This window comes from Acuticoccus sp. MNP-M23 (genome assembly GCF_031195445.1).
Taxonomy (GTDB): domain Bacteria; phylum Pseudomonadota; class Alphaproteobacteria; order Rhizobiales; family Amorphaceae; genus Acuticoccus.
Genome location: NZ_CP133480.1, coordinates 1,350,001 through 1,372,362, shown reverse-complemented (window position 1 = coordinate 1,372,362; position 22,362 = coordinate 1,350,001). Strand labels below are relative to the sequence as shown.

Below are 22,362 nucleotides of genomic sequence, written 5' to 3'. Positions count from 1 at the left end.
TTGGGCGAGGAAGCGGCTACCTCGCGCATTGATTAGACTTGGGAGAGCATCGGGTGAGTGGCGTCAACGATATCCGCTCGAAGTTTCTGGATTATTTTGCGAGCGAGGGACACGAAATCGTGCCGTCGAGCCCGCTCGTGCCGCGCAACGATCCGACGCTTCTGTTCACGAACGCCGGCATGGTCCAGTTCAAGAACGTTTTTACCGGTGCGGAAAGCCGGCCGTACAATCGTGCGGTAACGTCTCAGAAGTGCGTCCGCGCGGGCGGCAAGCACAACGACCTTGAAAACGTCGGCTATACCGCGCGCCACCACACCTTCTTCGAGATGCTGGGCAATTTCTCGTTCGGCGATTATTTCAAGGAAGAGGCGATCACGCTCGCATGGCGGCTGATCACCAAGGAATTCGGCCTCTCCCCCGACCGCCTGCTCGCCACCGTCTACGCCGACGACGACGAGGCATTCGGCCTGTGGAAGAAGATTGCCGGGCTGCCGGACCACAAGATCATCCGGATCCCGACTGACGACAATTTCTGGCGGATGGGCGACACCGGCCCCTGCGGCCCGTGCTCGGAAATCTTCTACGACCATGGCGACCACATTCCGGGCGGCCCTCCGGGCTCTCCCGACGAAGACGGCGACCGGTTCATCGAGATCTGGAACCTTGTCTTCATGCAGTACGAGCAGGAGACGCCGGACCGCCGGCTGGACCTGCCCAAGCCGTCGATCGACACCGGCATGGGGCTGGAGCGGATCGCGACCATCCTGCAAGGCGTCCACGACAATTACGACATCGACCTCTTCAAGGCGCTGATCCGCGCCACCGAGGACGCCATCGGCGCCAAGGCAGAGGGCGACGCCGCGCCGAGCTTCAAGGTGATTGCGGACCATCTGCGCGCCCTCGGCTTCCTGATGGCGGACGGCGTGATGCCGTCCAACGAAGGCCGCGGCTACGTGCTGCGCCGCATCATGCGCCGCGCCATGCGCCACGCCAACATGCTGGGCGCGACGAAGCCCGTGCTTTACAGGCTGGTGCCGGCGCTGGTTCACGAGATGGGCCAGGCCTACCCTGAGCTTGGCCGCGCCGAGCAGCTGATTGCCGAGACCACCGAGGCAGAGGAGCAGCGCTTCGGCCGCACCCTCACCCGCGGCCTCGCGCTGCTGGAGGAGGCCACCGAGGGGCTGACGGCAGGCGCCTCGCTCCCCGGCGAAACAGCGTTCAAGCTCTACGATACGTTCGGCTTCCCCTACGACCTGACCGAGGACGCACTGCGCCCGCGCGGGCTGACGGTGGACCGCGCCGGGTTCGACGAGGCGATGGCCGGCCAACGCGCCGAAGCACGCAAGAACTGGCAGGGCTCGGGCGACGCGACGGACGAGCGCGTCTGGTTCGGCGTGCGCGACCGCGTCGGCGTCACCGAATTCCTCGGCTACGACACGCTGGTGGCGGACGGCTCGGTCGGCGCCATTGTGGTGGACGGCAAGGAAGTGGACGAACTCACCTCCGGCGAGGCTGCGCTGGTCTTCAACCAGACGCCGTTTTACGCCGAAATGGGCGGCCAGGCGGCCGACCACGGCGTTGCCGTCGCGGGCGGTGCCCGCTTCGTCATCACCGATGTTGCGAAGGCGGCGGACGGGATTTTCGTCCACCATGGCCGGCTGGAATCGGGCGCCATCAAGCTCGGCGATGCGCTGACCCTCAAGGTCGACCCCGCCCGGCGTGACCACATCCGCGCCAACCACTCCGCAACCCACATCCTGCACGAGTGTCTGCGCCGGACGCTGGGCGACCATGTGGCCCAGAAGGGCTCGCTCGTCGCGCCGGAGCGGCTGCGGTTCGACTTTTCGCACAACGCACCCATCAGCCCCGAAGACATCGCGGTGATTGAAACCCATGCCAACGACCGGGTGCGCGAGAACGACACCGTCGACACCCGCGTGATGGCGATCGACGAGGCCCGCCAGTCCGGCGCGCGGGCGCTGTTTGGCGAGAAATATGGCGATGAGGTCCGCGTCGTCTCCATGGGGCGCAACCGGGCTGACGACGGGGCACCGGCCAACACGCGCTTTTCGGTTGAGCTGTGCGGTGGCACGCACGTCGCCCGCACCGGCGACATAGGCCTTATCGCGCTGACCGAAGAGGGCGCCGTGTCCTCCGGTGTGCGGCGGATCGAGGCGCTCACAGGTGAGGCGGCCCGTGCCTATCTTTCGGGCGAGCGGGCGCGCCTTCGCGCGGTGGCATCCGCGCTGCGGGTGTCGCCGGCCGATGCCGCCAGCCGTGTGGAGGCGCTGATGGAAGAGCGTCGCCGCATGGAGCGCGAGCTGGAAGACGCCAAGCGGAAGCTGGCGCTTGCCGGTCCCGGTCAGGCGGATGCGGCGCGCCAGGTGGCGGGCGTCAGTTTTGTCGGCCGCGTGGTGGACGGGCTCCCCGGCAAGGCGCTGAAGGGGCTTGCCGACGAGGCGCGGCAGGCCGCAGGCTCCGCAGTGGTTGCCATTGTCGGCACGGCGGAAGGGCGCGCCAGCGTGGTCGTGACCGTCAGCGAAGACCTGACCGGGCGCTTTGATGCCGTTGCGCTGGTGCGGGCTGCGTCCGAGGCGCTGGGCGGCAAGGGCGGCGGCGGGCGGCGCGACATGGCGCAGGCCGGCGGCCCCGATGCCGGCAAGGCGGAAGACGCCATCGCCGCCATTGTCGCCGTGATTGAACAGGGCTGAGGCTGCAAAACAACGCGGCGGTGGCGCAACTATAGGCTTGACGTGGCCCCGGTCTCCATTGTTCCATGACTGACTTCGGCTGGTGCGTGATCGCGGTCACTCAGTCATGCGCACACCAGCCTTAGATCTCGGGTCGTGAAACTCGGAGACTGATGCGATGAACGACGTTACCGCCGCCGCTCAATCCACCAGCCCAGTGGGCTCTTTGTTCGGGCTGATCAAAGCCATGTTCGGCAAGGGGCCCGTGCATTTGCCGGTAGAACGCCCGGACGCTCCGGGCCACGAAGGCGAATTCGCCGACGAGGGCTATTTCAGCGAATACCCGTTCCGGTGCCACGGCATCTACGGGGGATTCGGCCACTACTGACGCGCATTTCGTGTCGCGGCCGCCCTGCGCATAAAAAAAGCGGCAGGATTGGTCCTGCCGCTTTCGGTCTTAATGTATGCTCGCGCCAGATGACGCGGCGGTCCGCCGCTCCGTCAGAAGCGGCGTTTCATCTTGCCGCGTTCGATGTCGCGGTGCAGCAGTCGCATGTTGCTGCGGTTCGACTTCCAGAACACGTCGATCACCGTGCCCAGCACCGGGATGGCACCGAACACGGTGTCCCCCATCACGTTGACGCCCATGCGGGCCAGCGTGCGCTTGCGGGCGCCCATCTTATAGCCCTGACCCAGAATATAGGCGGACATGCCGAGGCCGGCGAGATCGCCGATGCCGGGCACGAGTCCCAGCATCGAATCCACGCCGAAGCGGATCCCGAACAGGCTGAAGCGGCTGTCCAGCATATGGGCAAGCTTGTCGAGCTGTTCGGTCGACGGCGGAGCCTCTTCCGCTTTGCGGTGGCTTCCAGACGAACGCGGCATTGTCAGTGTGGGGGCCATCACGGTCACTCCTTGGTTGCGCATACAACAGAATTGCAACCCGGTCGGTTCCACTTGTTCAATTGACTGGCACAAAACTGGCCTGCATATTTTCAATGCAACCCCATCAGGAGATGCCAAACATGGCTTCGTCGCTTCGCCTCATTGCCCTCACCCTCGCTCTGGGTGCCGCGTCTGCCGCCCATGCGCAGGATAAATACAACGTTGCGCTGGACGGCACTTTTGCACCGCACGCGATGCCGAAGCTCGGCGGCGGCGTTGAAGGCTTCAACGTCGATCTGGCGAACGCCGTCGGCGAAAAGCTCGGCGTCGAGATGGACATCACCGCGACCCAGTGGTCCGGCCTTCTGCCTGCCCTCCAGGCCGGCACCTACGATTTCATCGTCGCACCCACTACGGTGACCGAAGAGCGCGCCGAGAGCCTCCTGTTCACCGAAGGCTATCTCAACACCGACTTCCAGTTTGTCGTGAAGGCCGGTCACGAGCCGGTGACGGACCTCAAGCAGTTCGCCGGCAAGACCATCGCGGTCAACAAGGGCTCGGTCTACGATTCCTGGGCGCGTGAGCTTGAGCCGGAAATCGGCTGGACCGTCGAGAGCTACGGCACCAACGCCGACGCGGTGCAAGCCGTGATCTCCGGCCGTGCCGATGCCAACGTGGCCGGAAACACCGCCTCCCAGTGGCTTGCGAAGAAAAGCCCCGAACTCGACATTTCGTACAATTTCGTCACCGGCAAGGTGTGGGCGATGCCGTTCCGCAAGGACGATGCCGCCACTCGCGACAAGGTGGAAGCCGCGCTCGAATGCCTGAAGCTCGACGGCACGATGGCGGCCCTGTCCGAGAAGTGGTTCGGCGTCACGCCGCCTGAAGGCGCGGCGGCCGTGACCGTGCAGGTCGGCTTCGGCGAGCCCGGCTACAATGGCTACGACGAGACCCCGCACGAAGCGACCTGCGACTGAGCGAGCAAGCCATGCAGCAGGTAGTGGCAGAAACCTTGCCCGATCGTTCCACCGCCGGCGCGCGTTCCCTCACGGGGGCGCCGCCAATCCTGAAGGTCCGCGGCCTTCACAAGCGCTTCGACGCCTTCGAGGCCCTGAAAGGCATCGATCTCGACGTGGCGACGGGGGAGATGGTGTTTCTCATCGGCCCGTCGGGGTCGGGCAAGAGCACGCTGCTGCGCTGCTGCAACCGGCTGGAGGAGCCCACCGAGGGCACCATCACCGTGGACGGCACAGACATCACCGCCCGCGGCGTAAACCTCAACGCCGCGCGCAAGACCATCGGCATGGTGTTCCAGTCGTTCAACCTTTACCCGCACAAGACGGCGCTCGGTAACGTGACGCTGGCGCTGCGCAAGGTGCGCGGCTTTTCCAGGGCAGAGGCCGACGAGCGGGGCAAGGCCGCGCTTGCCGACGTGGGCCTTGCCGACAAGGCCGGCAACCACCCCGCCGCGCTCTCCGGCGGGCAGCAGCAGCGCGTGGCGATCGCCCGCGCGCTGGCGCTGGAGCCCAAGGTGATGCTGTTCGACGAGCCCACCTCGGCGCTCGACCCCGAGCTTGTCGGCGACGTGCTGGACGTGATGCGCAAGGTGCGCGAGGCGGGGATGACGATGCTGGTCGTCAGCCACGAAATGCGCTTTGCCGCCGAAGCTGCCGACCGTGTGATCTTCATGGACAACGGCCGGGTGGTCGAGGAAGGCACGCCGGACGCCGTGTTCAAGGCGCCGCGCGAAGAACGCACGCAGGCGTTTCTCTCGCGGGTCAGCCACTGATGGAAACGGCCCCCATGTCGGGTTACGAGCGTTTCGTCGACACCTTCTTCAACCCCGTCGTCACCGAACGCTATCTGCCGAAAATTCTGGAGGGGATGGTCGTCACGCTGGAACTTGCGGTTCTGGTGGTGGTGACGGGCATCGTTCTCGGCCTCGCGCTGGCCTGTCTGCGCGCCTACAAGATCCGCGCCGTCAACGCGCTGATCATCCTGTTTGCGGACATGTTCCGCTCCCTGCCGCCGCTGGTGCTGATCCTTCTGTTCTATTTCGGTCTGCCCAATGTCGGCATCTCGCTGTCGGCGTTTCTGGTGATCTGGATCGTGCTGGCGCTCACCCTCGGCGCCTTTGCGGAGGAAATCTTCTGGGCCGGCCTCACCTCGGTGGACCGGGGCCAGTGGCAGGCCGCCCGCTCCACGGGGCTGAATTTCACGCAGACGCTGTTCTCCGTGATCATGCCGCAGGCGGTGCGGATGACGGTCCCGCCGCTGACCAACCGGGCCATCGCCATCACCAAGTCCACCGCGCTCGGCATGGTGATCGGCCTTGCCGACATTCTGGGCGAGGCGACCACCGCCCAGTCCTTCTCCGGCAACGCCTCGCCTTTGATGATGGCGGCCATTGCCTATGTCATCCTGTTCCTGCCGCTCGTGATCTTCTCGCGCTGGCTTGAAACCCGCTTTCGCTGGAAACGCGCCTGATGCACGACCTCATCCAGCAATTCTTCAACTTCGAGATCATGAAGGCCGCCTGGCCGATGCTTCTGTCCGGCCTCGGCATGACGGCGTTGATCTGCGTCATCGTCATTCCGCTCGGCCTCGTCTCGGGCATCTGTGCGGCGCTGATGTCGATGTCCGCCAACCCGTGGATCCGCTGGCCGACCATCGCCTACGTGGACTTCTTCCGCGCCATCCCGCCGCTGGTGCTGCTGATCTTCGTCTATTCCGGGCTGCCCTTCGCCGGCATCCGGCCGTCGCCGTTGCAGGCGGTGGCGATCGGCTTTCTCCTCAACAACTCGGCGTATTATGGCGAGATCTACCGGGCGGGCATCCAGTCCATCGGGCGGGGGCAATTCGAAGCGGCGCGCTCCACCGGGCTCAGCCACACGCAGACGATGCTCCACGTCGTTCTGCCGCAGGCGATCCGGAACGTGCTGCCCGACCTCATTTCCAACACGGTGGAGGTGGTCAAGCTGACGTCGCTTGCCTCCGTCGTGTCGCTGGCGGAGCTTTTGTACCAGGCCAACATGGCGCGCTCGGTCACCTTCAACGCCTCGCCCATTGTGGCAGCGGCGCTGATCTACCTTCTGCTCCTGTGGCCGTTCGTGCGTCTTGTCAGCCGGATGGAGCGCCGCCTTGCCTGAGGCACACGGTTCGCGCGGGAAGTTTTTGCAACGCGCGGCCGGCTTGTAATAAACCAACACCAACGCCGCGCGGCCGCATTCGTGCACGCCGCGCGCAACCCGTGCCGGCACACCCCGGCGCGCGACCCATGGGACGTAGAGCATGAGAAATATCACCGTCGGCGCCGCACAGCTCGGTCCGATCCAGAAGGCTGAAGGTCGCCAGAACGTCGTCGCGCGGATGATCACGCTGCTGGACGAAGCCGCCTCGAAGGGCGCCGATCTGGTCGTCTTCCCCGAGCTGGCGCTGACCACGTTCTTCCCCCGCTGGTACATGACCGACAGCGCCGAGATCGACTCGTGGTTCGAAAAGGAGATGCCGAACGCTGCCGTCCAGCCGCTGTTCGACGCCGCCAGGAAGCACGGCTGCGCCATCACCTTCGGCTTTGCCGAAAAGACGCCGGACGGGCACTACTTCAACACGTCGATCTTCGTCGACAAGGAAGGCAACATTGCCGGCAAATACCGCAAGGTGCACCTGCCCGGCCATTCGGAGTGGGATGACAACCGCGCCTTTCAGCACCTGGAAAAGCGCTATTTCGAGCCGGGCGACCTCGGCTTTCCGGTCTACCGGACGCTGGGCGGCATCTTCGGCATGTGCATCTGCAATGACCGCCGGTGGCCCGAAACCTTCCGCGTGATGGGCCTTCAGAATGTCGAGATGGTGACGCTCGGCTTCAACACGCCGTCGGTGAACTCGGAGAAGGGCGGCGAGGGCATCGAGCAGCGGCTGTTTCATCACCGCCTGTCGCTCCAGGCCGGCGCCTACCAGAACGCCACCTGGGTGGTGGCCGTGGCCAAGGCCGGCAGCGAGGACGACCACCACCTGATGGGCGGCACGCTGATTGTCGACCCCAACGGCCACATTGTCGGCGAGCTGCCCGGCGAGGACGACGGGGTGCTGGTCCACACCTGCGACCTCGACGAGACGAAGTTCGGCAAGTCCACCATCTTCGACTTTGCGCGCCACCGCCGGATCGAGCACTACGGCCTCATCACCGAGCGCACCGGCGCCGAAGAACCCGCCGAATGACCGCCTTTCACTTTGACGACCTCACCCGCGCCGAGCGTTACAAGATGCTGTGCGCTGCGGTGATCCCGCGGCCGGTGGCGTGGATCACGTCGGTTGGGCCGGACGGCGTGGTGAACGCTGCGCCCTACTCCTTCTTCAACGTCTTTTCCGATGAGCCTGCGCTGGTGATCATCGGCATCGACAAGAAGGCGGACGGCGGGCCGAAGGACAGCCTGACCAACATCCAGTCGGCCGGGGCGTTTGTGGTCAACCTTGCCGACACCGCGCTGGTGGACGCGATGGTGAACACGGCCGCGTTGTTCCCCGCAGGCGTCGGCGAACCGGACGCTCTCGGCCTTGCGACGGCGCCCGGCACGGTGGTCGCGGTGCCCCGGCTGGCCGACGCGCCGATCTCGCTGGAATGCAGCCTGTTCGAGGACAAGCCGGTGGGCGACTATCGCCACCTCATCATCGGCGAAGTGCGCGCGCTCCATGCCCGGCCGGGCCTTTTTGACGAGACCACCAAGCGGATGACGGTGCCGCATTACGACCCGGTCGCCCGCCTGTTTGCGCAAGGCTACGCCAAGCTGCACGAGCCCTACGAAAAGCCGGTGCCCGACTGGCGCGATCTTGCCCCCACAGCCGCAGCAAACGCCGAGGAGCCAAAGTGAGCCACCGCCTGACCGAGGACGCAACGGGCGTCTACATCATCTCCGCGACGCCATTTGAGGATTCCGGTGCGGTCGACCACGCCAGCCTCGAAAAGCTCACCGAATTCTACATCGGCAAGGGCGTCTCCGGCATCACCATCCTCGGCATGATGGGCGAGGCGCCCAAGCTGACGTCGGAGGAAGCGACGGCCGTCATCGGCCGGGTGATGGACACGGTCTCTGGCCGCGTGCCCGTTGTCGTCGGCGTCTCCAATCCGGGGCTCGACAACCTCGTGAATCTCGCGGAAACCGCGATCTCCAGGGGGGCAGCCGGCGTGATGGTGGCGCCCAATGCCGGCCACAAGACCGAGTCCGGCGTTGTTGGCGCGTTCCAGGCCATCGCCAGGCGCCTGCCCGACGTGCCGCTGGTGTTCCAGGATTTTCCGCTGACGACACAGATGCCGATTTCGGCCGGCGGGTTCGCCAACCTCGTCGCCAACGTGCCTTCGGTGGTGATGCTGAAGCACGAGGACTGGCCGGGTCTTGCCAAGCTTTCGGATGTGCGCGCCGTGTCCGAGAAGCGCGGCGTGAAGCGCGTTTCGATCCTGTGCGGCAATGGCGGCCTCTACTTGCCGCAGGAGCTCGCGCGCGGCGCCGATGGCGCGATGACCGGCTTTGCCTATCCCGAAATGCTGGTCGAAGTCGTCCGCCGCCACAAGGCCGGCGACGTGGATGGCGCCGAAGACCTGTTCGACGCCTACCTGCCGCTGGTGCGCCACGAGCAGCAGCCGGGCTTCGGCCTTGCGGTTCGAAAGGAAATCCTGCGGCGGCGCGGCGTGATTGCATCGGCGGCGACGCGCGCCCCCGGCCCCAAGCTGGACGCCACCGGCCACGCCGAACTCACCCGTCTGATGGACCGGCTCGAAAAGCGCCTCGCCGTCGTCGCACCGGAGCTTGTGGCATGAGCTATGATCTCGTCATCAAGGGCGGCCTTGTCGCCACCGCGTCCGACACCTTTGCCGCCGATGTCGGCATCAGGGACGGCAAGATCGCGGCCATTGCCGCCGCGCTGGACGGCGGCGCCGAAACCATCGACGCGACGGCCAAGCTGGTGCTGCCGGGCGCCATCGAGACCCACGCCCACATCGAGCAGGAATCGGCCACCGGCGCGATGACGGCGGACGACTACCGCACAGGGTCGATCTCCGCGCTTTACGGCGGCAACACCTCGTTCGTGCCGTTCGCCGCGCAGCACCGTGGCCAGTCGGTCACCGATACGCTGGCGCTCTACCACGAGCGGGCGGAAAAATCGGTGATCGACTACTCGTTCCACCTGATCGTGACGGACCCCACCGAAGAGATCCTCAAGAAGGAGCTGCCGGAAGCGTTTGCGGGCGGGATCACCAGCTTCAAGGTCTTCCTGACCTACGACAAGATGATCGTGCCAGACGAGGCGATGCTGGACATCCTCGTCACCGCCCGCGAGCACGGCGCGCTGACGATGGTCCACGCCGAAAACAACGCGCTCATCAAGTGGATGGTGAAGCGCCTTGTCGAGACCGGCCACACCGCGCCGAAATACCATGCGGTGAGCCACCCTGCGGCGGCGGAAGCGGAAGCTATCAACCGCGCCATCACGCTCGCCAATTTCGTGGGTGCGCCGCTTCTGATCGTCCACGTCTCCACCGAGGAGGGCGCCAACCTCGTGGCGGATGCCCGCCGCGCCGGCCACCCGATCTTCGGCGAGACCTGCCCGCAATATCTGTTCCTGACGCGGGACGACCTCGACAAGCCGGGCGCCGAGGGCGCGAAATTCTGCTGCTCCCCGCCGCTGCGGGACGTGAAGACGCAAGAAGACCTATGGCGCCACCTCCAGGCCGGCACCTTCCATCTCTGGTCGTCCGACCATGCGCCCTACCGTTTCGACGAATCGGGCAAACTCTCGGCAGGCCCCAACCCGCCATTCAACCGTATCGCCAACGGGATGCCCGGCATTGCCATGCGCGTGCCGCTCCTGATGTCCGAAGGGGTGCGCAAGGGCCGCCTGTCGCTGAATGATTTTGTGGCGCTGACGGCGACCAACGCAGCCAAACTGTTCGGGATGCATCCGCAAAAGGGCACAATCGCGGTCGGCGCCGACGCCGATATCGCGATCTGGGACCCCGAAGAAACCCGCACCGTGACCGCCGCCGACATGCACGATGCGATGGACTACACCCCGTTCGAGGGGATGGAGATCACCGGCTGGCCGACCACCGTCATCACCCGCGGAAAGGTCGCGCTGTCGGGCGGCGAGCTCCACGCCGAACCGGGCGACGGCAAGTTCATCGCCCGCCAGCCGTTCGACTTCACAGGCTATACGAACCGGCCGTTCCCGGAACTTGATCCGGCCGCCTTCGGGGTGAAGCTGATCGACTGAGCTTCAAGGATCCCGCAGAGCGCGTTGGGGAGCGGTCGGCGCGTCAAAGCGCTCTGGCGCGATCTGACCCAGACGAATCGGAAGTCCGGAACACCGGACTTCCGCCGGAACAGGGAAGACCGACCGTCAGTCTTCCGCGATGTCTTCTGACCAGAGTTCCGGCTTTTCCTCGATGAAGCGCTTCATCAGCGCGATACAGTCGGGATCGTCTGCGAGGACCACCTCGACGCCGCGTTCGCGCAGAAAATCCTCGTTGCCGCCGAAGTTGACGTTTTCGCCGATGACAACGCGCGGAACGCCGAACTGCACGATGGTGCCCGAGCACATCATGCAGGGGCTGAGCGAGGTGTAGAGCGTGGTGTCACGGTAGGTCTTCTGCCGGCCGGCCTTTCGCAGCGCGTCCATCTCGCCGTGGGCGATGGGGTCGCCGCCCTGAACGCGCTGGTTGCGGCCCTGCGCCACAACCTCGCCGCCGCGGGCAAGCACCGAGCCGATGGGGCAGCCGCCCTCGTCAAACCCCGCCTTCGCCTCCTCATAGGCAAGGCGCAGCATCTCTCGGTCGGTATCGCTCAGCATATGTCTTCTCCTGAAGGGGGCGGCAAACACTGCCGTCCCCGTGCTGGCGGATCAAGCCGGATCGGCGGGCCGTGCAATAACGCTCACATGCGCGGCGACAACGCGCCACCCGTCGGCGGTCTTCACCCAGGTCTGGCTCTGGCGGCCGATCTTTGCGGGGTCCTCCCGCTCGAACAGGGTCATTGCGGTGGCGAACTCGTCGCCGAAGGTGGTGATGACGGTGCGCGACAGGGTGCGGGCCAGGTTGGTCGCAGGGCGACCGGCGCGAAAGGCCTTGATCTCGTCATAGCCATAAAGGTTCTCGCCGCCGCCGTAGCGGATGGTGGTGGGCGCGTCGTGAAACAGCTCGTCCAGCACCGCGACGTCGTTGGTGACCAGCGCGGTCTCGTAGCGTTCGAACGCGGCAGTTACCTCGGCGAGTACGGCGGGGCGGTTGATTTCAGGCATGTGCGGGTCGTTCCGGTTGAGAGGTCAGCGAAGGGCGGGGGCGGGGACGGCTGCAACGCCATCGCGCTCCAGGCGGCGGGCGGCGGCCAGCGCGATGTCCTCGCGCCAGGGGGCTGCGATCAGCTGGACGCCGATGGGCATGCCGTCGATCAGCCCCGCCGGCACCACCACCACGGGCAGGCCGATGAAGGAGATGGGCTGCGTGTAGATGCCGATATTAGGGCGAAGGAGAACCTCCTCGCCATTGATGGTGCCGATCTGCTGGCCGATGGCGGGCGCGGTGAACGGCGTTGCCGGGGCGACCAGAAGGTCCGTTTCGGCAAACACGGTGGCCAGCTGGGCGGCAAAATTGCGGCGCACGCGCTGGGCACGCACATAATGGATGCCCGGCAGGAGCAGACCGGCCATCAGCCTGTCGCGCACCATCGGCTCGAAGTCGCCGGGGCGGGTGGCCAGCCGCTCCTCGTGGAGCGCCGCACCCTCGATGTTGGAGATGATGAACGCGGCGGCGCGTGCCTCGGCAACATCCGACAGCTCGAGCGGGTCGCCCGCGCCAAGCGCTGCGGCAATGCGGTCGGCCGCGTCGTCCACCGCAGCGTCGCCCTGGCCGCGGAAAAAGCCGCCGAGACGCCGGACCCGAAGGGAAGCTTCGTCCAGCTTGCCTTCTGGCGGGGCAGGGGCAGCGTCGCTGCAGACCGGATCGCCGTCGTCACCGCCAAGCATGGCGTTGAAGGCGAGGGCGAGGTCTTCGGCGGAGCGGGCCATGGGGCCCAGATGGTCGAGGCTGTCGACAAAGGGAAAGGTCCCGGTCCGGGGGAGGCGGCCATAGGTGGGTTTGAGGCCGAAGATGCCGCAGAACGAGCTGGGGACCCGGATGGAGCCGTTGGTGTCGGAGCCCAGCGCCAGCGGGACCAGTTCGCCGCCGACTGCGCTGCCCGAACCGCCGGACGAGCCGCCCGACATGCGCGACAGGTCGTGCGGGTTGCGCGACGGGCCTTCGTGAGTGTTTTCGCCGGTGAAGTCGTACGCATATTCGCCCATGTTGAGTGCGCCGAGGCACACGGCGCCGGCTGCCACGAGCCGGCTGACCAGCGTGGCGTCGCTGCTGGCCGGGGGATTGTCGCGGTTGATGATGGAGCCGGCGAGGGTCACCTCACCCTCAAGGTCGAACAAGTTCTTTACCGCAAAGGGCACGCCAGCCAGCGGGCCGGGGTCGCCGCCGGCGGCAACCTGCGCATCGACGGCGGCGGCCTCGCTGCGCGCCCGCGCCGCGGTGACGGCGGTGAAGGCGTTGAGCGCGCCGTTGCCGGCCTCGATGCGTGCCAGCGTCTCGTCGAGGACAGCGGTTGCGGTGGTCTTGCCGCTTTTTACGGCAGCGGCAATTTCATGGGCGGCGGGTGCCGTCGACGCGCTCACGGCCGGAAAACCGGCGCGGCCTCGTGGGCACCGGGCCCGATCTGGCGGGCAAGGGTCAGCCCGTTCACCAGATGCGCCAGAACGGCGGCCTGGTTTTCAGCCGGAATGGCGATGCCGCTCAGCGCCTCTGCGTGCGCCATCAGCGCGTTGGCAGCGGCGGCGGTGTCGTCGGGGGTGGGGGTCGTGCCCATTTCGGTCTCCTGTGCCGCAAGGGGGAAGGCAAGGCCGATGCCATGGATGAACCGGTCATGGCTTTCCGGCAACCGGGTGGCGTTCGGCCGTCGCACCGGTCGCGGCCGGACCGGAGTGTCTGCCTCTGCAGAGGCCGGCATATTGATATGATGATTTTGCGGGCCGTGGTGCAAGAACAACCAGTCAGGCAGCGCCAGCAATGCGACGTTCTGGTCAGCTATATGATGAATTGGATGTTGACCCCCGCAGTCGTCTCAGTCAGGCTCTGCTCTAATGACCGCATAAAAGGCGGCTTGATATAAAGGGGAGAAACGCGTGAGAACCTTCACAATGGGTCGTGGCGCTATCGGTCTGTCTGGCCGCAAGATGGCGACGGCGATCATCCCGGTGGCGCTGTTGCTGGCTGGTCCGGCGTCAGCGCAGGAATACCAGCAGGCGCCGATGCTGGATGGCATGGACCTGCCGCCCGTCGCAGAACGTCTTCCTGAACAGCCCGAAGTCGTCGAGGCCCTCAGTGTCGGCACCTATGGCGGTGCCTTGCGGCGCGGCCTGCGCGGCTCCAGCGACCACAACAACCTTCTGCGCGTTGTCGGCCCGCAGGGACTGACCCGCTGGGCTGCCGACTTTTCGGGGATCGTCCCCAACGTGGCAGAGCGCTGGGACGTCAACGACGAAGGCACCGAGTTCACCTTCCACCTGCGCAAGGGGATGAAATGGTCCGACGGTGAGCCCTTCACCGCAGACGACATCATGTTCTTCTTCGAGGACCTGCTGCCCAACAAGGATTTTTACGCAGCGCCCCCGCCGCGTTTCGTGTCCGAGGGCACGCCCGCAACGGCCGAGAAGATCGACGACGCCACCGTCAAGATCACGTTCTCCAAACCCTACGGCCAGTTCCTGACCGAGCTTGCGACCCCGCTGGCGCAGGAGCCGACCCTGTGGGCCAAGCACTATTGCAGCCAGTTCCACCCCAAATATAACGAGAATATCGACGAGCTGATCGAGGCTGAAAACGCCGACACCTGGGCGACCCTGTTCCGCAACAAGTGCGGCGACATCGAGATCCCGGCCCGCTGGGGTAACGCAGAGCGTCCGACGCTCGACCCGTGGGTTGTGGGCGACGAAGCCTATTCCGGCGGCGCCACCCGCGTCGTGATGGAGCGCAACCCATACTTCTGGCAGGTCGATCAGGAGGGCAACCAGCTCCCCTACATCGACGAGATCGTGTCCACCATCAACCAGGACTCCGAGAGCCTGCTCCTGGAAGCGATGGCCGGCAAGATCGACATGCAGGCCCGCCACCTCGATGCGGTCGCCAACCGCCCGGTTCTCTACGAGAACAGGGAGAAGGGCGGCTATGACATGTTCCGCATGGTCAACACGCTCGCCAACGTGATGGGGGTCTACCCCAACATCACGCACAAGGACCCGGCGATGCGCGAGATGATCGGCAACAAGGAATTCCGCCAGGCAATCTCGCACGCCATCGACCGCGAGGAGATCATCGACGTCGTCTACTTCGGCCAGATCGAGCCGCGGCAGACCGGCCCGAACGAGGACAACGAGTTCTACAGCGAGAAGATGGCCACCCAGTTCCTGGACTACGACCCGGACAAGGCCAACGCGCTGCTCGACGGCCTCGGCTACACCGAGCGTGACGGTGACGGCTTTCGTCTGCGCCCCGACGGCGAACGCGTGGCCTTCGGCATCAACGTGATCCCGAACCTCTTCCCCGAGTTCACGGATAACCTGGAGCTGATGAAGGCGCAGCTTGCCGACGTTGGCGTCGACATGACCATCAACGTTCTGGAGCGGTCGATCTTCTACCAGCGCGCCGATGCCAACGACTTCGACATGCTGATCTGGGCCTCGCCCGGCGGTCTCGACCCCACGCTCGACCCGCGTGACTTCGTGGCGATGCACGCGCAGGGCACCTGGTACGCGATCCCCTGGGCCAACTGGTACCTCTCTAACGGCGAGCAGGGCGAAGAGCCCAGCGAGAGCATGAAGAAGCGTCTCAAGCTCTACGACCAGTGGAAGCAGACCGTCGATCCCGCCGAGCAGCAAGCCGTGTTCCAGCAGATCATCGACGAAGCCGCCGACCAGTTCGAGGTCATCGGCCTTGCCTCCGCGCCGGACCGCTACGGCGTGGTTGCGAAGAACCTGAAGAACGTGCCGGACGGTATGCCCGCTTCGTGGATGTACCCGAACCCCGCACCGACCCTGCCGCAGACCTACTACTACGAGAAATAGGCCGGCCGGCGCGGCGGCCACCGCGGCGCCAACCCTTTGAAGGGCCGGCGGGGCCAGAAGCTCCGCCCGCCATCACCGACACCTTCGAGCAATCGACGCGACCCCGCGCGGCCACAGGCCGCCGCCGGGCGCGGCATCCCCAGCCGGGAGCGAGCGGCGATGCTGTTCAAGTTCATACTCAAGCGGCTGCTCTGGACGATCCCGTTCCTGTTCGCCGTCTCCATCGTCTCGTTTCTGCTGATCCAGGCGCCTCCGGGCGACTATCTCACCACCTACATCGCGACGCTTGCCCAGCAGGGCGAGATCGTCGACCAGGCACGCATCGAGAATTTGCAGGAGCGCTACGGCCTCAACCAGCCGCTCTATGTCCAGTATTTCAAATGGGTGTGGGGGATGTTGCAGGGCGATTTCGGCATCTCGTTCGAGTGGCAGCAGCCTGTCGGCGACCTCATCTGGGAGCGGATGGCGCTGACCTTGCTCCTGTCGTTCGCAACGCTGGTCTTCACGTGGGGCCTCGCGCTCCCCATCGGCATCTACTCGGCCGTGCGCAAATATTCGGTCGGCGACTACGTGGTCACGTTCATCGGCTTCATCGGCCTCGCGACGCCCAACTTCCTCCTGGCGCTGGTGCTGATGTACGTCGCCGTCGTGCACTTCGGCACGGATGTCGGCGGCCTGTTTTCGGACGAGTACGTCAACGCGCCCTGGTCGTTCGCCAAGGTCGGCGACCTGATGAGCCACCTGTGGCTGCCGATGATCATTCTGGGCACCGCCTCTACCGCCAGCCTTGTGCGCATCATGCGCGCCAACCTGCTCGACGAACTCCCCAAGGCCTACGTCACCACGGCGCGCGCCAAGGGAATGAGCGAGTGGCGGCTCATCCTCAAATACCCGGTGCGGGTGGCGCTCAACCCGTTCATCTCCACCATCGGCTGGCTGCTGCCGCAGCTTGTCTCGGGCGCTGTCATCACCGCAATCGTGCTCAATCTGCCGCTCGCCGGCCCGCTGATGCTGCAGGCGCTGCTCAGCCAGGACATGTACCTTGCCGGCGCGTTCGTGATGCTGCTCTGCTCGCTCACCGTGCTCGGCATGCTGGTTTCCGACATCCTGCTCGCGCTGCTCGATCCGCGCGTGCGTTACAGCTGAGGATGCGGAGATGACATCCATCGACACCGCCCCGCCCGCAGGCGCCCAGCCGGCGGCCCCGGTCGCAGCCTCCACAAGGTTCGACGTTGCGTCCCAGTGGCAGCTCACCTGGTGGTCGTTCCGCCGGCACAAGCTTGCCATGTTCGGGCTCGCCATCGTGCTGCTGCTCTACCTCATCGGCTTCTTTGCCGAGTTCGTGGCGCCGTTCTCGCCGACCGATACCAACCGCCGCGCGGTCTACCATCCGCCGCAGATGGTGCGCCTGATCGACATGTCGGATGGGTTCGCCTTCCGCCCCTGGGTGCCGAAGGTGAAGGTGTCGCGCGACCCGATCAGCCTGGCGCAGACATACGAGGCGACGGACGAGAGGATTTACCTACGCTTCTTCGGCAAGGGCGAGCCGTATGAACTTCTCGGCCTGATCCCGTGGGATCGCCATCTGCTGGCGCCCGAAAAGCCGCGGGAGCGCTTTTATGTCTTCGGCTCCGACCGGCTGGGCCGCGACCTGTTCAGCCGCACCGTCTACGCCACCCGCGTCTCGATGACGATCGGCCTCGTCGGCGTGATGATCAGCCTCGTCCTCGGCCTCATTCTCGGCGGGCTGTCCGGCTATTATGGCGGCAAGGTGGATGCGTTCATCCAGCGGCTGGTGGAGTTCACCCTGTCGCTGCCGACGATTCCGATCTGGCTGGCGCTGGCGGCTGCCGTCCCCAAGGACTGGCCGATGCTGCTGCAATATTTCGTCATCACCACCATCGTGTCGCTGGTGGGGTGGACCGAGCTTGCCCGCGTGGTGCGCGGCCGTTTCCTGTCGCTGCGCGCGGAGGACTATGTGGTCGCCGCCCGGCTCGATGGGGCATCCGAAAAGCGCGTCATCTTTCGCCATATGATGCCGGCGCTGACCAGCCACATCATCGCCTCCGTCACCCTTGCCGTGCCCTTGATGATCCTTGCCGAAACAAGCCTCTCCTTCCTCGGGCTGGGGCTCCAGCCGCCTGCCATCTCGTGGGGCGTTCTCCTGAAGGAGGCGCAGAATGTGCGGTCCATTGCGGCAGCGCCCTGGCTCTTCATTCCGGGCGGGTTCGTGATCCTGGCGGTGCTCTGCCTCAACTTCCTTGGCGACGGTCTGCGTGATGCGGCCGACCCCTACGCGCGCTGATGACCATGAGCGATAATCTGACAGCCATGCCCGCCCGCGCCGCTGCCGAAACCGGCGACATCGTGCTGGAGGTGAAAAACCTCAACACGGTATTCCCGCTGAGGAAGCGGATGCTGGAGGCGGTCAAGAACGTCTCCTTCACGCTCCACCGCGGGCGGACCACCTGCGTTGTGGGCGAGTCCGGCTCCGGCAAGTCCGTCACCGCGCGCTCGATCCTGAAGATCGTCGACCCGCCGGGCCAGATCGTCGGCGGCGAAGTGATCCTTCATCGCCACAACACCGACCGCGGGGCCGCCGGCGGCGAAGACCTTATCGACCTTGCCAGGCTCGACCCGCGCGGCAAACCGATCCGCGCGATCCGCGGCCGCGACATCGCTATGATCTTCCAGGAGCCGATGTCGTCCCTGTCGCCGGTCCACACCATCGGCGATCAGGTGGCCGAATCCATCCGCCTGCACGAGAAGGCGTCGAAGAAGGACGTTGCCCGCCGGGTGATCGAGCTTCTGACGATGGTGGAGATCCCGCGCCCCGAAGAGGCTGCGAAAAAGTACCCGTTCGAATATTCCGGCGGGATGCGGCAGCGCGTGATGATCGCAATGGCGCTGGCCTGCAACCCGTCCGTGCTGATCGCCGACGAGCCGACCACCGCGCTCGACGTGACGACGCAAGCCGAAATCCTCGACCTCATCGCCAACCTTCAGCGCAACCACGGCATGGCGGTGATGTTCATCACCCACGACATGGGCGTGGTCGCCGAAATCGCGCACGACGTGGTGGTGATGTACCTTGGCGAAGTGGTCGAGAAGGGCACCGTGGAGGCCATCTTCAACAACCCGCAGGAGGCCTACACCAAGCGCCTTCTCGACAGTGTGACCCGCCTTGGCCGCCGCGCGCCGCAAAAGGGCGAGCAACCGCGCGACCTCGACCGCCGGGCCGAAATCCTGCGCGTCGAAAACCTCAACCTCACCTTCGGCGAGGATGCGGGCCTGTTCGGCGGCAAGACCAAGGCGGTGAAGGCTGTCGACGACGTCTCGCTGGTGCTCCACGAGGGCGAGGCGCTGGGGATCGTCGGCGAATCCGGCTCGGGCAAGACCACGCTCGGCCGCTGTATCGCACGCATCTACGACCCCAATTCGGGCAAGGTGATCTACCACACCAAGGAGGGCAGCGAGGTCGACCTCGCGTCGCTTCCGGCGGGCGACCTCAAGCAGTACCGCCGCGAAATCCGGATGATCTTCCAGGACCCGTTCGCGTCCCTCAATCCGCGGATGACCATCTCGCAGATCATCGCCGAGCCGCTGATCGTCAATGGCGTCGCATCGGGCTCGGAGCTTCAGGACCGGGTGGCGGACCTTCTCACCCGCGTCGGCCTGCCGACCGAGGCGATGGAGCGTTACCCACACGCCTTTTCGGGCGGTCAGCGCCAGAGGGTCGGCATCGCGCGCGCCATAGCGGTCGACCCGCGCATCGTGATTGCCGACGAGGCGACCTCCGCGCTCGACGTGTCGGTCCGCACCCAGGTGCTGGACCTTCTGATCGAGCTTCAGAAGGAGCTTGGCCTGTCGTTCCTGTTCATCAGCCACGACATCGCGGTCATCCGCTATTTCTGCGACCGGGTGGGCGTGATGTACCGCGGCAAGCTGGTCGAGACCGGCGATGCCGACGCGGTGTGCGACAACCCCACCCATCCCTACACCAAGGCGCTGCTATCGGCGGTTCCGGGCGATGACCCCAGCCGCCGCCGCATTGCCCAGCGCACCCGTTACGCCCCCGCCGCAGAATAGAACCTGCCGCGAAGAGCGCGGCCAATAACGAGGACACGTCCCTTGAAGCTCGGCACGCAGATCGCCGCCCGCAACGACGACGACTATCGCATCATGGCGCAGCTTGGCGTCACCCACGTCAACGCCGATCCCCCCGGCAGCCCGCACGACTGGATCCGCGCGGACCTTGAAAAGCACCGCGACCACATCGAGTCCCTCGGCCTGGTGCTGGACATGGTGCAGCTCCCGCTCGCCTCCCGCCCGATCGAAGAGAGCCAGAGCCCCGACATCCTGACCGCAGGCCCGGATCGCGACCGGCAGATCGACTCGATCTGCACGCTGATCGAGAACCTCGCCGCGGTCGGCATCCCGGCGGCGAAGTACAACATGAACATCATCGGCATTCCCCGCACGCCCGATGAGCCGGGCCGCGGCGGCTCCATGAACGCCGCCTTCCGCTGGGACAGGATCGACCAGAACGCCGCCCCCGGCCGCGCCGGCGTCCTCTCCGAGGACGAGAACTGGGCGCGGATCGACTATTTTCTGGAACGCGTGGTGCCGGTGGCGGAGGCCAACAAGGTCCGCCTCGCCTGCCACCCGCACGACCCCTACACCCCGCCGGGCTACAAGGGTGTCACGCGGGTGCTCGGCACCGTCGAAGGGCTGAAAAAGTTCGTGCAGATGCGCGAGAGCCCATACCACGGCCTCAACTTCTGCCAGGGCACAGTCGGCGAGATGCTGGACAACCCGCGCGAGGAAATCGCGGACGTGATCCGCTGGTTCGGCAGCCGCGACAAGATCTTCAACGTCCATTTCCGCAACATTGCGGGCGGCAAACTCTCCTTCATGGAGACGTTCCCCGACGAGGGCGACATGGACATGATCGAATCCCTGCGCCTCTACCATGACCTCGGCTACCAGCACATGCTGATGCCGGACCATGTGCCCACCGTTTCGGGCAACGATCCGCAAAATGTCGGCTTTGCCTTCTGCTACGGCTACATCGCTGCCGGTCTCCAGATGATCCGCGCCGGGGCGGCCCGATGAAGATCACCGGCCTGCGCACCTTCATGCAGCGGGTGGACGACCGCCCGCGGCTTCTCGTTGCCATCGACACCGACGCCGGCATCACCGGCTGGGGCGAGACCTACAATCACGGCCCCGACAAGGCCTATCCGCCGCTGCTGGAATTCCTGCTGACCCAGTTCGCCGGAGACGACCCGCGCCGGATCTCCTATATTCACCAGAAGCTCCTGCAGCAGACACGCTTTCCGCCGGGTGCGCTCGGCCTTGCCGCCATTGCCGCCATCGACCATGCGCTGTGGGACATTTCGGCTAAGGCGCTGGGCGTTCCGGTCTACCAGCTCCTCGGCGGCCATGTGCGCGACCGCATCCGCGTCTATTGCGGCGTCTACACCGCGCCTGAAACCGATGAGGCCGTCCGCCAGGTGATGGCACTCCACGAGGAGTTCGGCTTTACCTGCTTCAAGCTCTCCCCCTACCGCACCAACCTTCACGTTGGCCGCTGGGGCGAAATGTGCGCCGCCGCCGGCAAATGGTTCGGCGAGATGCGCGCCAGGCTCCCCTCCCACTTCGAGCTGGCGTTCGACGCCCATGCCCGGATCGACGAGCCGATCAAGGCGATCCAGCTTGCCGAGGCGCTGGCCCCGCACGATCCCTATTTTTTCGAGGAGCCGCTGCGGCCCGAGCACATGGCGGCCTGGGGCCGTCTGCGCGCGCAGATGACGGTGCCGCTCGCCACTGGGGAAAGCCTCTACAACCGCTGGGAATTTCTGGCGCTGCTGCAGGCTGGCGGGGCGGACATCATCCAGCCCGACATTGCGGTGGTGGGCGGCATGACCGAGATGAAGAAGATCGCCGACATTGCCAGCGCTCACTTTGTCACCGTCGCGCCGCACAACCCCATGGGTCCGCTGGCGACGGCGCATAATCTGCATTTCTCCGCCGCCTGCACCAACTTCCGCATCCTGGAATACAAGGTGGCGCGCAATGCCCCGTGGGCGGTGGACCAGTATCTGCCGAAGGACGGATATCTGGATTTGCGCCCCGATCGTCCCGGCTGGGGGATGGAAATCGACACCGATGCGCTGAAGGTGGACGACTACATCCACTGGGAGCGCAAGGTGGAGGTCAAGCCGGACGGGTCCACCGCGTACCCATGAGCGAAGCGGGGGAGGGCACCTTGCCGGCGTTTGTCCGCAACCGCCTCGGCGCTGCCGCCCCGTTCGCAAGCTTCGGCGCCGCGGCGGGAGATTACGGCGCGTGGCGGGCGTCCGCCCTTGCCTTGTATGAGGCGGCCGTAGCCCCCGCGCGAACCGAGGCCACGGTGGCGGCAGGAACCCCGGCCGATCTCGGCAGGTTCAGACGGACGCCCCTTCGCGCAACATTTTCCCATGGCGGAGAGGCTGCCGGCGCTGTGCTGACGCTGGCGGGAACCGCCCCCAGCCGCGCGATACTCCTCCTTCACGACCATGGCGGCTATTTCGACCTTGGCTGGGCCAAGGGCTTTCCGCTGCCCGAGGCCGCGTCATGGCAGGCTCGCCTG

The 22,362-nt window shown here is 65.8% G+C and carries 22 protein-coding genes (1 of these 22 only partly in view); 17 read left to right on the top strand and 5 right to left on the bottom strand.

The window, feature by feature from the left end; all coding sequences use genetic code 11:
* Positions 1–53: 53 nt before the first annotated feature.
* Together alaS and RDV64_RS06500 are read left to right on the top strand one after the other, a co-directional pair.
* Positions 54–2,711 carry an alanine--tRNA ligase gene (alaS, locus tag RDV64_RS06505; protein WP_309198456.1) on the top strand — a complete coding sequence of 886 codons (2,658 nt, stop codon included), beginning with the start codon at positions 54–56 and terminating at the stop codon, positions 2,709–2,711.
* A gap of 157 nt (positions 2,712–2,868) precedes the next feature.
* A complete protein-coding gene (locus RDV64_RS06500; protein WP_309198455.1) occupies positions 2,869–3,078 on the top strand; it encodes a hypothetical protein in 210 nt (69 codons plus the stop codon).
* A gap of 113 nt (positions 3,079–3,191) precedes the next feature.
* Here RDV64_RS06500 and RDV64_RS06495 read toward each other — a convergent pair whose 3' ends face one another.
* Positions 3,192–3,593 carry a DUF4112 domain-containing protein gene (locus RDV64_RS06495; RefSeq protein ID WP_309198454.1) on the bottom strand — a complete coding sequence of 134 codons (402 nt, stop codon included), beginning with the start codon at positions 3,591–3,593 and terminating at the stop codon, positions 3,192–3,194.
* 122 nt (positions 3,594–3,715) lie between these two features.
* Between RDV64_RS06495 and RDV64_RS06490 the strand changes: the two genes are divergently transcribed.
* The 8 genes from RDV64_RS06490 to hydA all read left to right on the top strand — a co-directional run bounded on the left by RDV64_RS06490 (position 3,716) and on the right by hydA (position 10,844).
* On the top strand, positions 3,716–4,552 hold the full coding sequence (locus RDV64_RS06490) for a transporter substrate-binding domain-containing protein (RefSeq protein ID WP_309198453.1): 837 nt from the start codon (positions 3,716–3,718) through the stop codon (positions 4,550–4,552).
* A gap of 11 nt (positions 4,553–4,563) precedes the next feature.
* Positions 4,564–5,364 (top strand): amino acid ABC transporter ATP-binding protein, encoded by an 801-nt coding sequence (locus RDV64_RS06485; RefSeq protein ID WP_309198452.1) that lies wholly within the window; start codon positions 4,564–4,566, stop codon positions 5,362–5,364.
* Positions 5,364–6,062 carry an amino acid ABC transporter permease gene (locus RDV64_RS06480; protein WP_309198451.1) on the top strand — a complete coding sequence of 233 codons (699 nt, stop codon included), beginning with the start codon at positions 5,364–5,366 and terminating at the stop codon, positions 6,060–6,062. Before RDV64_RS06485 ends, RDV64_RS06480 begins: the two co-directional genes overlap by 1 nt.
* Complete coding sequence (locus tag RDV64_RS06475) at positions 6,062–6,724, top strand: amino acid ABC transporter permease (RefSeq protein ID WP_309198450.1); 663 nt, start codon at positions 6,062–6,064, stop codon at positions 6,722–6,724. Before RDV64_RS06480 ends, RDV64_RS06475 begins: the two co-directional genes overlap by 1 nt.
* Positions 6,725–6,866: 142 nt before the next feature.
* The gene (locus RDV64_RS06470) at positions 6,867–7,796 is read left to right on the top strand and encodes an N-carbamoyl-D-amino-acid hydrolase (RefSeq protein WP_309198449.1); all 930 of its coding nucleotides are present in this window, start codon (positions 6,867–6,869) and stop codon (positions 7,794–7,796) included.
* On the top strand, positions 7,793–8,446 hold the full coding sequence (locus RDV64_RS06465) for a flavin reductase family protein (protein ID WP_309198448.1): 654 nt from the start codon (positions 7,793–7,795) through the stop codon (positions 8,444–8,446). Before RDV64_RS06470 ends, RDV64_RS06465 begins: the two co-directional genes overlap by 4 nt.
* Positions 8,443–9,390, top strand: a complete 948-nt coding sequence (locus tag RDV64_RS06460; RefSeq protein ID WP_309198447.1) for a dihydrodipicolinate synthase family protein — start codon at positions 8,443–8,445, stop codon at positions 9,388–9,390. Before RDV64_RS06465 ends, RDV64_RS06460 begins: the two co-directional genes overlap by 4 nt.
* The gene (gene hydA / locus RDV64_RS06455; protein ID WP_309198446.1) at positions 9,387–10,844 is read left to right on the top strand and encodes a dihydropyrimidinase; all 1,458 of its coding nucleotides are present in this window, start codon (positions 9,387–9,389) and stop codon (positions 10,842–10,844) included. Before RDV64_RS06460 ends, hydA begins: the two co-directional genes overlap by 4 nt.
* A 126-nt stretch (positions 10,845–10,970) precedes the next feature.
* Here hydA and RDV64_RS06450 read toward each other — a convergent pair whose 3' ends face one another.
* The 4 genes from RDV64_RS06450 to RDV64_RS06435 are packed head-to-tail and all read right to left on the bottom strand — an operon-like array spanning position 10,971 to position 13,570.
* Positions 10,971–11,420, bottom strand: coding sequence for a nucleoside deaminase (locus RDV64_RS06450; RefSeq protein WP_309198445.1), 450 nt, complete (start codon positions 11,418–11,420; stop codon positions 10,971–10,973).
* A gap of 51 nt (positions 11,421–11,471) precedes the next feature.
* Positions 11,472–11,867, bottom strand: coding sequence for an oxalurate catabolism protein HpxZ (gene hpxZ, locus RDV64_RS06445; protein WP_309198444.1), 396 nt, complete (start codon positions 11,865–11,867; stop codon positions 11,472–11,474).
* Between the two features lie 24 nt (positions 11,868–11,891).
* Positions 11,892–13,283, bottom strand: a complete 1,392-nt coding sequence (locus RDV64_RS06440) for an AtzE family amidohydrolase (RefSeq protein ID WP_309198443.1) — start codon at positions 13,281–13,283, stop codon at positions 11,892–11,894.
* Complete coding sequence (locus RDV64_RS06435) at positions 13,280–13,570, bottom strand: hypothetical protein (protein WP_309198442.1); 291 nt, start codon at positions 13,568–13,570, stop codon at positions 13,280–13,282. Before RDV64_RS06435 ends, RDV64_RS06440 begins: the two co-directional genes overlap by 4 nt.
* A 220-nt stretch (positions 13,571–13,790) precedes the next feature.
* Here RDV64_RS06435 and RDV64_RS06430 point away from each other — a divergent pair, with 220 nt between their 5' ends.
* The 7 genes from RDV64_RS06430 to RDV64_RS06400 form a co-directional block, all read left to right on the top strand.
* Positions 13,791–15,728 (top strand): ABC transporter substrate-binding protein, encoded by a 1,938-nt coding sequence (locus tag RDV64_RS06430; protein ID WP_309198441.1) that lies wholly within the window; start codon positions 13,791–13,793, stop codon positions 15,726–15,728.
* 162 nt (positions 15,729–15,890) lie between these two features.
* Positions 15,891–16,874: an ABC transporter permease gene (locus RDV64_RS06425; RefSeq protein WP_309199444.1), complete on the top strand. Its 984-nt coding sequence runs from the start codon at positions 15,891–15,893 to the stop codon at positions 16,872–16,874.
* Positions 16,875–16,884: 10 nt separating this feature from the next.
* Positions 16,885–18,033, top strand: coding sequence for an ABC transporter permease (locus RDV64_RS06420; RefSeq protein ID WP_309198440.1), 1,149 nt, complete (start codon positions 16,885–16,887; stop codon positions 18,031–18,033).
* A 5-nt stretch (positions 18,034–18,038) separates the two neighbouring features.
* Positions 18,039–19,817, top strand: coding sequence for an ABC transporter ATP-binding protein (locus RDV64_RS06415; RefSeq protein ID WP_309198439.1), 1,779 nt, complete (start codon positions 18,039–18,041; stop codon positions 19,815–19,817).
* Positions 19,818–19,859: 42 nt separating this feature from the next.
* On the top strand, positions 19,860–20,843 hold the full coding sequence (locus tag RDV64_RS06410) for a mannonate dehydratase (protein ID WP_309198437.1): 984 nt from the start codon (positions 19,860–19,862) through the stop codon (positions 20,841–20,843).
* Positions 20,840–21,979 carry a mandelate racemase/muconate lactonizing enzyme family protein gene (locus RDV64_RS06405; RefSeq protein ID WP_309198436.1) on the top strand — a complete coding sequence of 380 codons (1,140 nt, stop codon included), beginning with the start codon at positions 20,840–20,842 and terminating at the stop codon, positions 21,977–21,979. The genes RDV64_RS06410 and RDV64_RS06405 overlap by 4 nt, the downstream gene beginning before the upstream one ends.
* Positions 21,976–22,362: the beginning of an alpha/beta hydrolase family protein gene (locus RDV64_RS06400; RefSeq protein WP_309198435.1), read on the top strand. 648 nt of this gene lie beyond the right edge of the window; only the first 387 of its 1,035 coding nucleotides appear in the window; it begins with the start codon at positions 21,976–21,978; its stop codon lies off the right edge, out of view. Before RDV64_RS06405 ends, RDV64_RS06400 begins: the two co-directional genes overlap by 4 nt.

Coding starts and splice junctions, on each gene's coding strand:
- RDV64_RS06500 (WP_309198455.1), top strand. CDS start 2,869: ATGAACGACGTTACCGCCGCCGCTCAATCCACCAGCCCAGTGGGCTCT.
- RDV64_RS06495 (WP_309198454.1), bottom strand. CDS start 3,593: ATGGCCCCCACACTGACAATGCCGCGTTCGTCTGGAAGCCACCGCAAA.
- RDV64_RS06490 (WP_309198453.1), top strand. CDS start 3,716: ATGGCTTCGTCGCTTCGCCTCATTGCCCTCACCCTCGCTCTGGGTGCC.
- RDV64_RS06485 (WP_309198452.1), top strand. CDS start 4,564: ATGCAGCAGGTAGTGGCAGAAACCTTGCCCGATCGTTCCACCGCCGGC.
- RDV64_RS06480 (WP_309198451.1), top strand. CDS start 5,364: ATGGAAACGGCCCCCATGTCGGGTTACGAGCGTTTCGTCGACACCTTC.
- RDV64_RS06475 (WP_309198450.1), top strand. CDS start 6,062: ATGCACGACCTCATCCAGCAATTCTTCAACTTCGAGATCATGAAGGCC.
- RDV64_RS06470 (WP_309198449.1), top strand. CDS start 6,867: ATGAGAAATATCACCGTCGGCGCCGCACAGCTCGGTCCGATCCAGAAG.
- RDV64_RS06465 (WP_309198448.1), top strand. CDS start 7,793: ATGACCGCCTTTCACTTTGACGACCTCACCCGCGCCGAGCGTTACAAG.
- hydA (WP_309198446.1), top strand. CDS start 9,387: ATGAGCTATGATCTCGTCATCAAGGGCGGCCTTGTCGCCACCGCGTCC.
- RDV64_RS06450 (WP_309198445.1), bottom strand. CDS start 11,420: ATGCTGAGCGATACCGACCGAGAGATGCTGCGCCTTGCCTATGAGGAG.
- hpxZ (WP_309198444.1), bottom strand. CDS start 11,867: ATGCCTGAAATCAACCGCCCCGCCGTACTCGCCGAGGTAACTGCCGCG.
- RDV64_RS06420 (WP_309198440.1), top strand. CDS start 16,885: ATGACATCCATCGACACCGCCCCGCCCGCAGGCGCCCAGCCGGCGGCC.
- RDV64_RS06415 (WP_309198439.1), top strand. CDS start 18,039: ATGAGCGATAATCTGACAGCCATGCCCGCCCGCGCCGCTGCCGAAACC.
- RDV64_RS06405 (WP_309198436.1), top strand. CDS start 20,840: ATGAAGATCACCGGCCTGCGCACCTTCATGCAGCGGGTGGACGACCGC.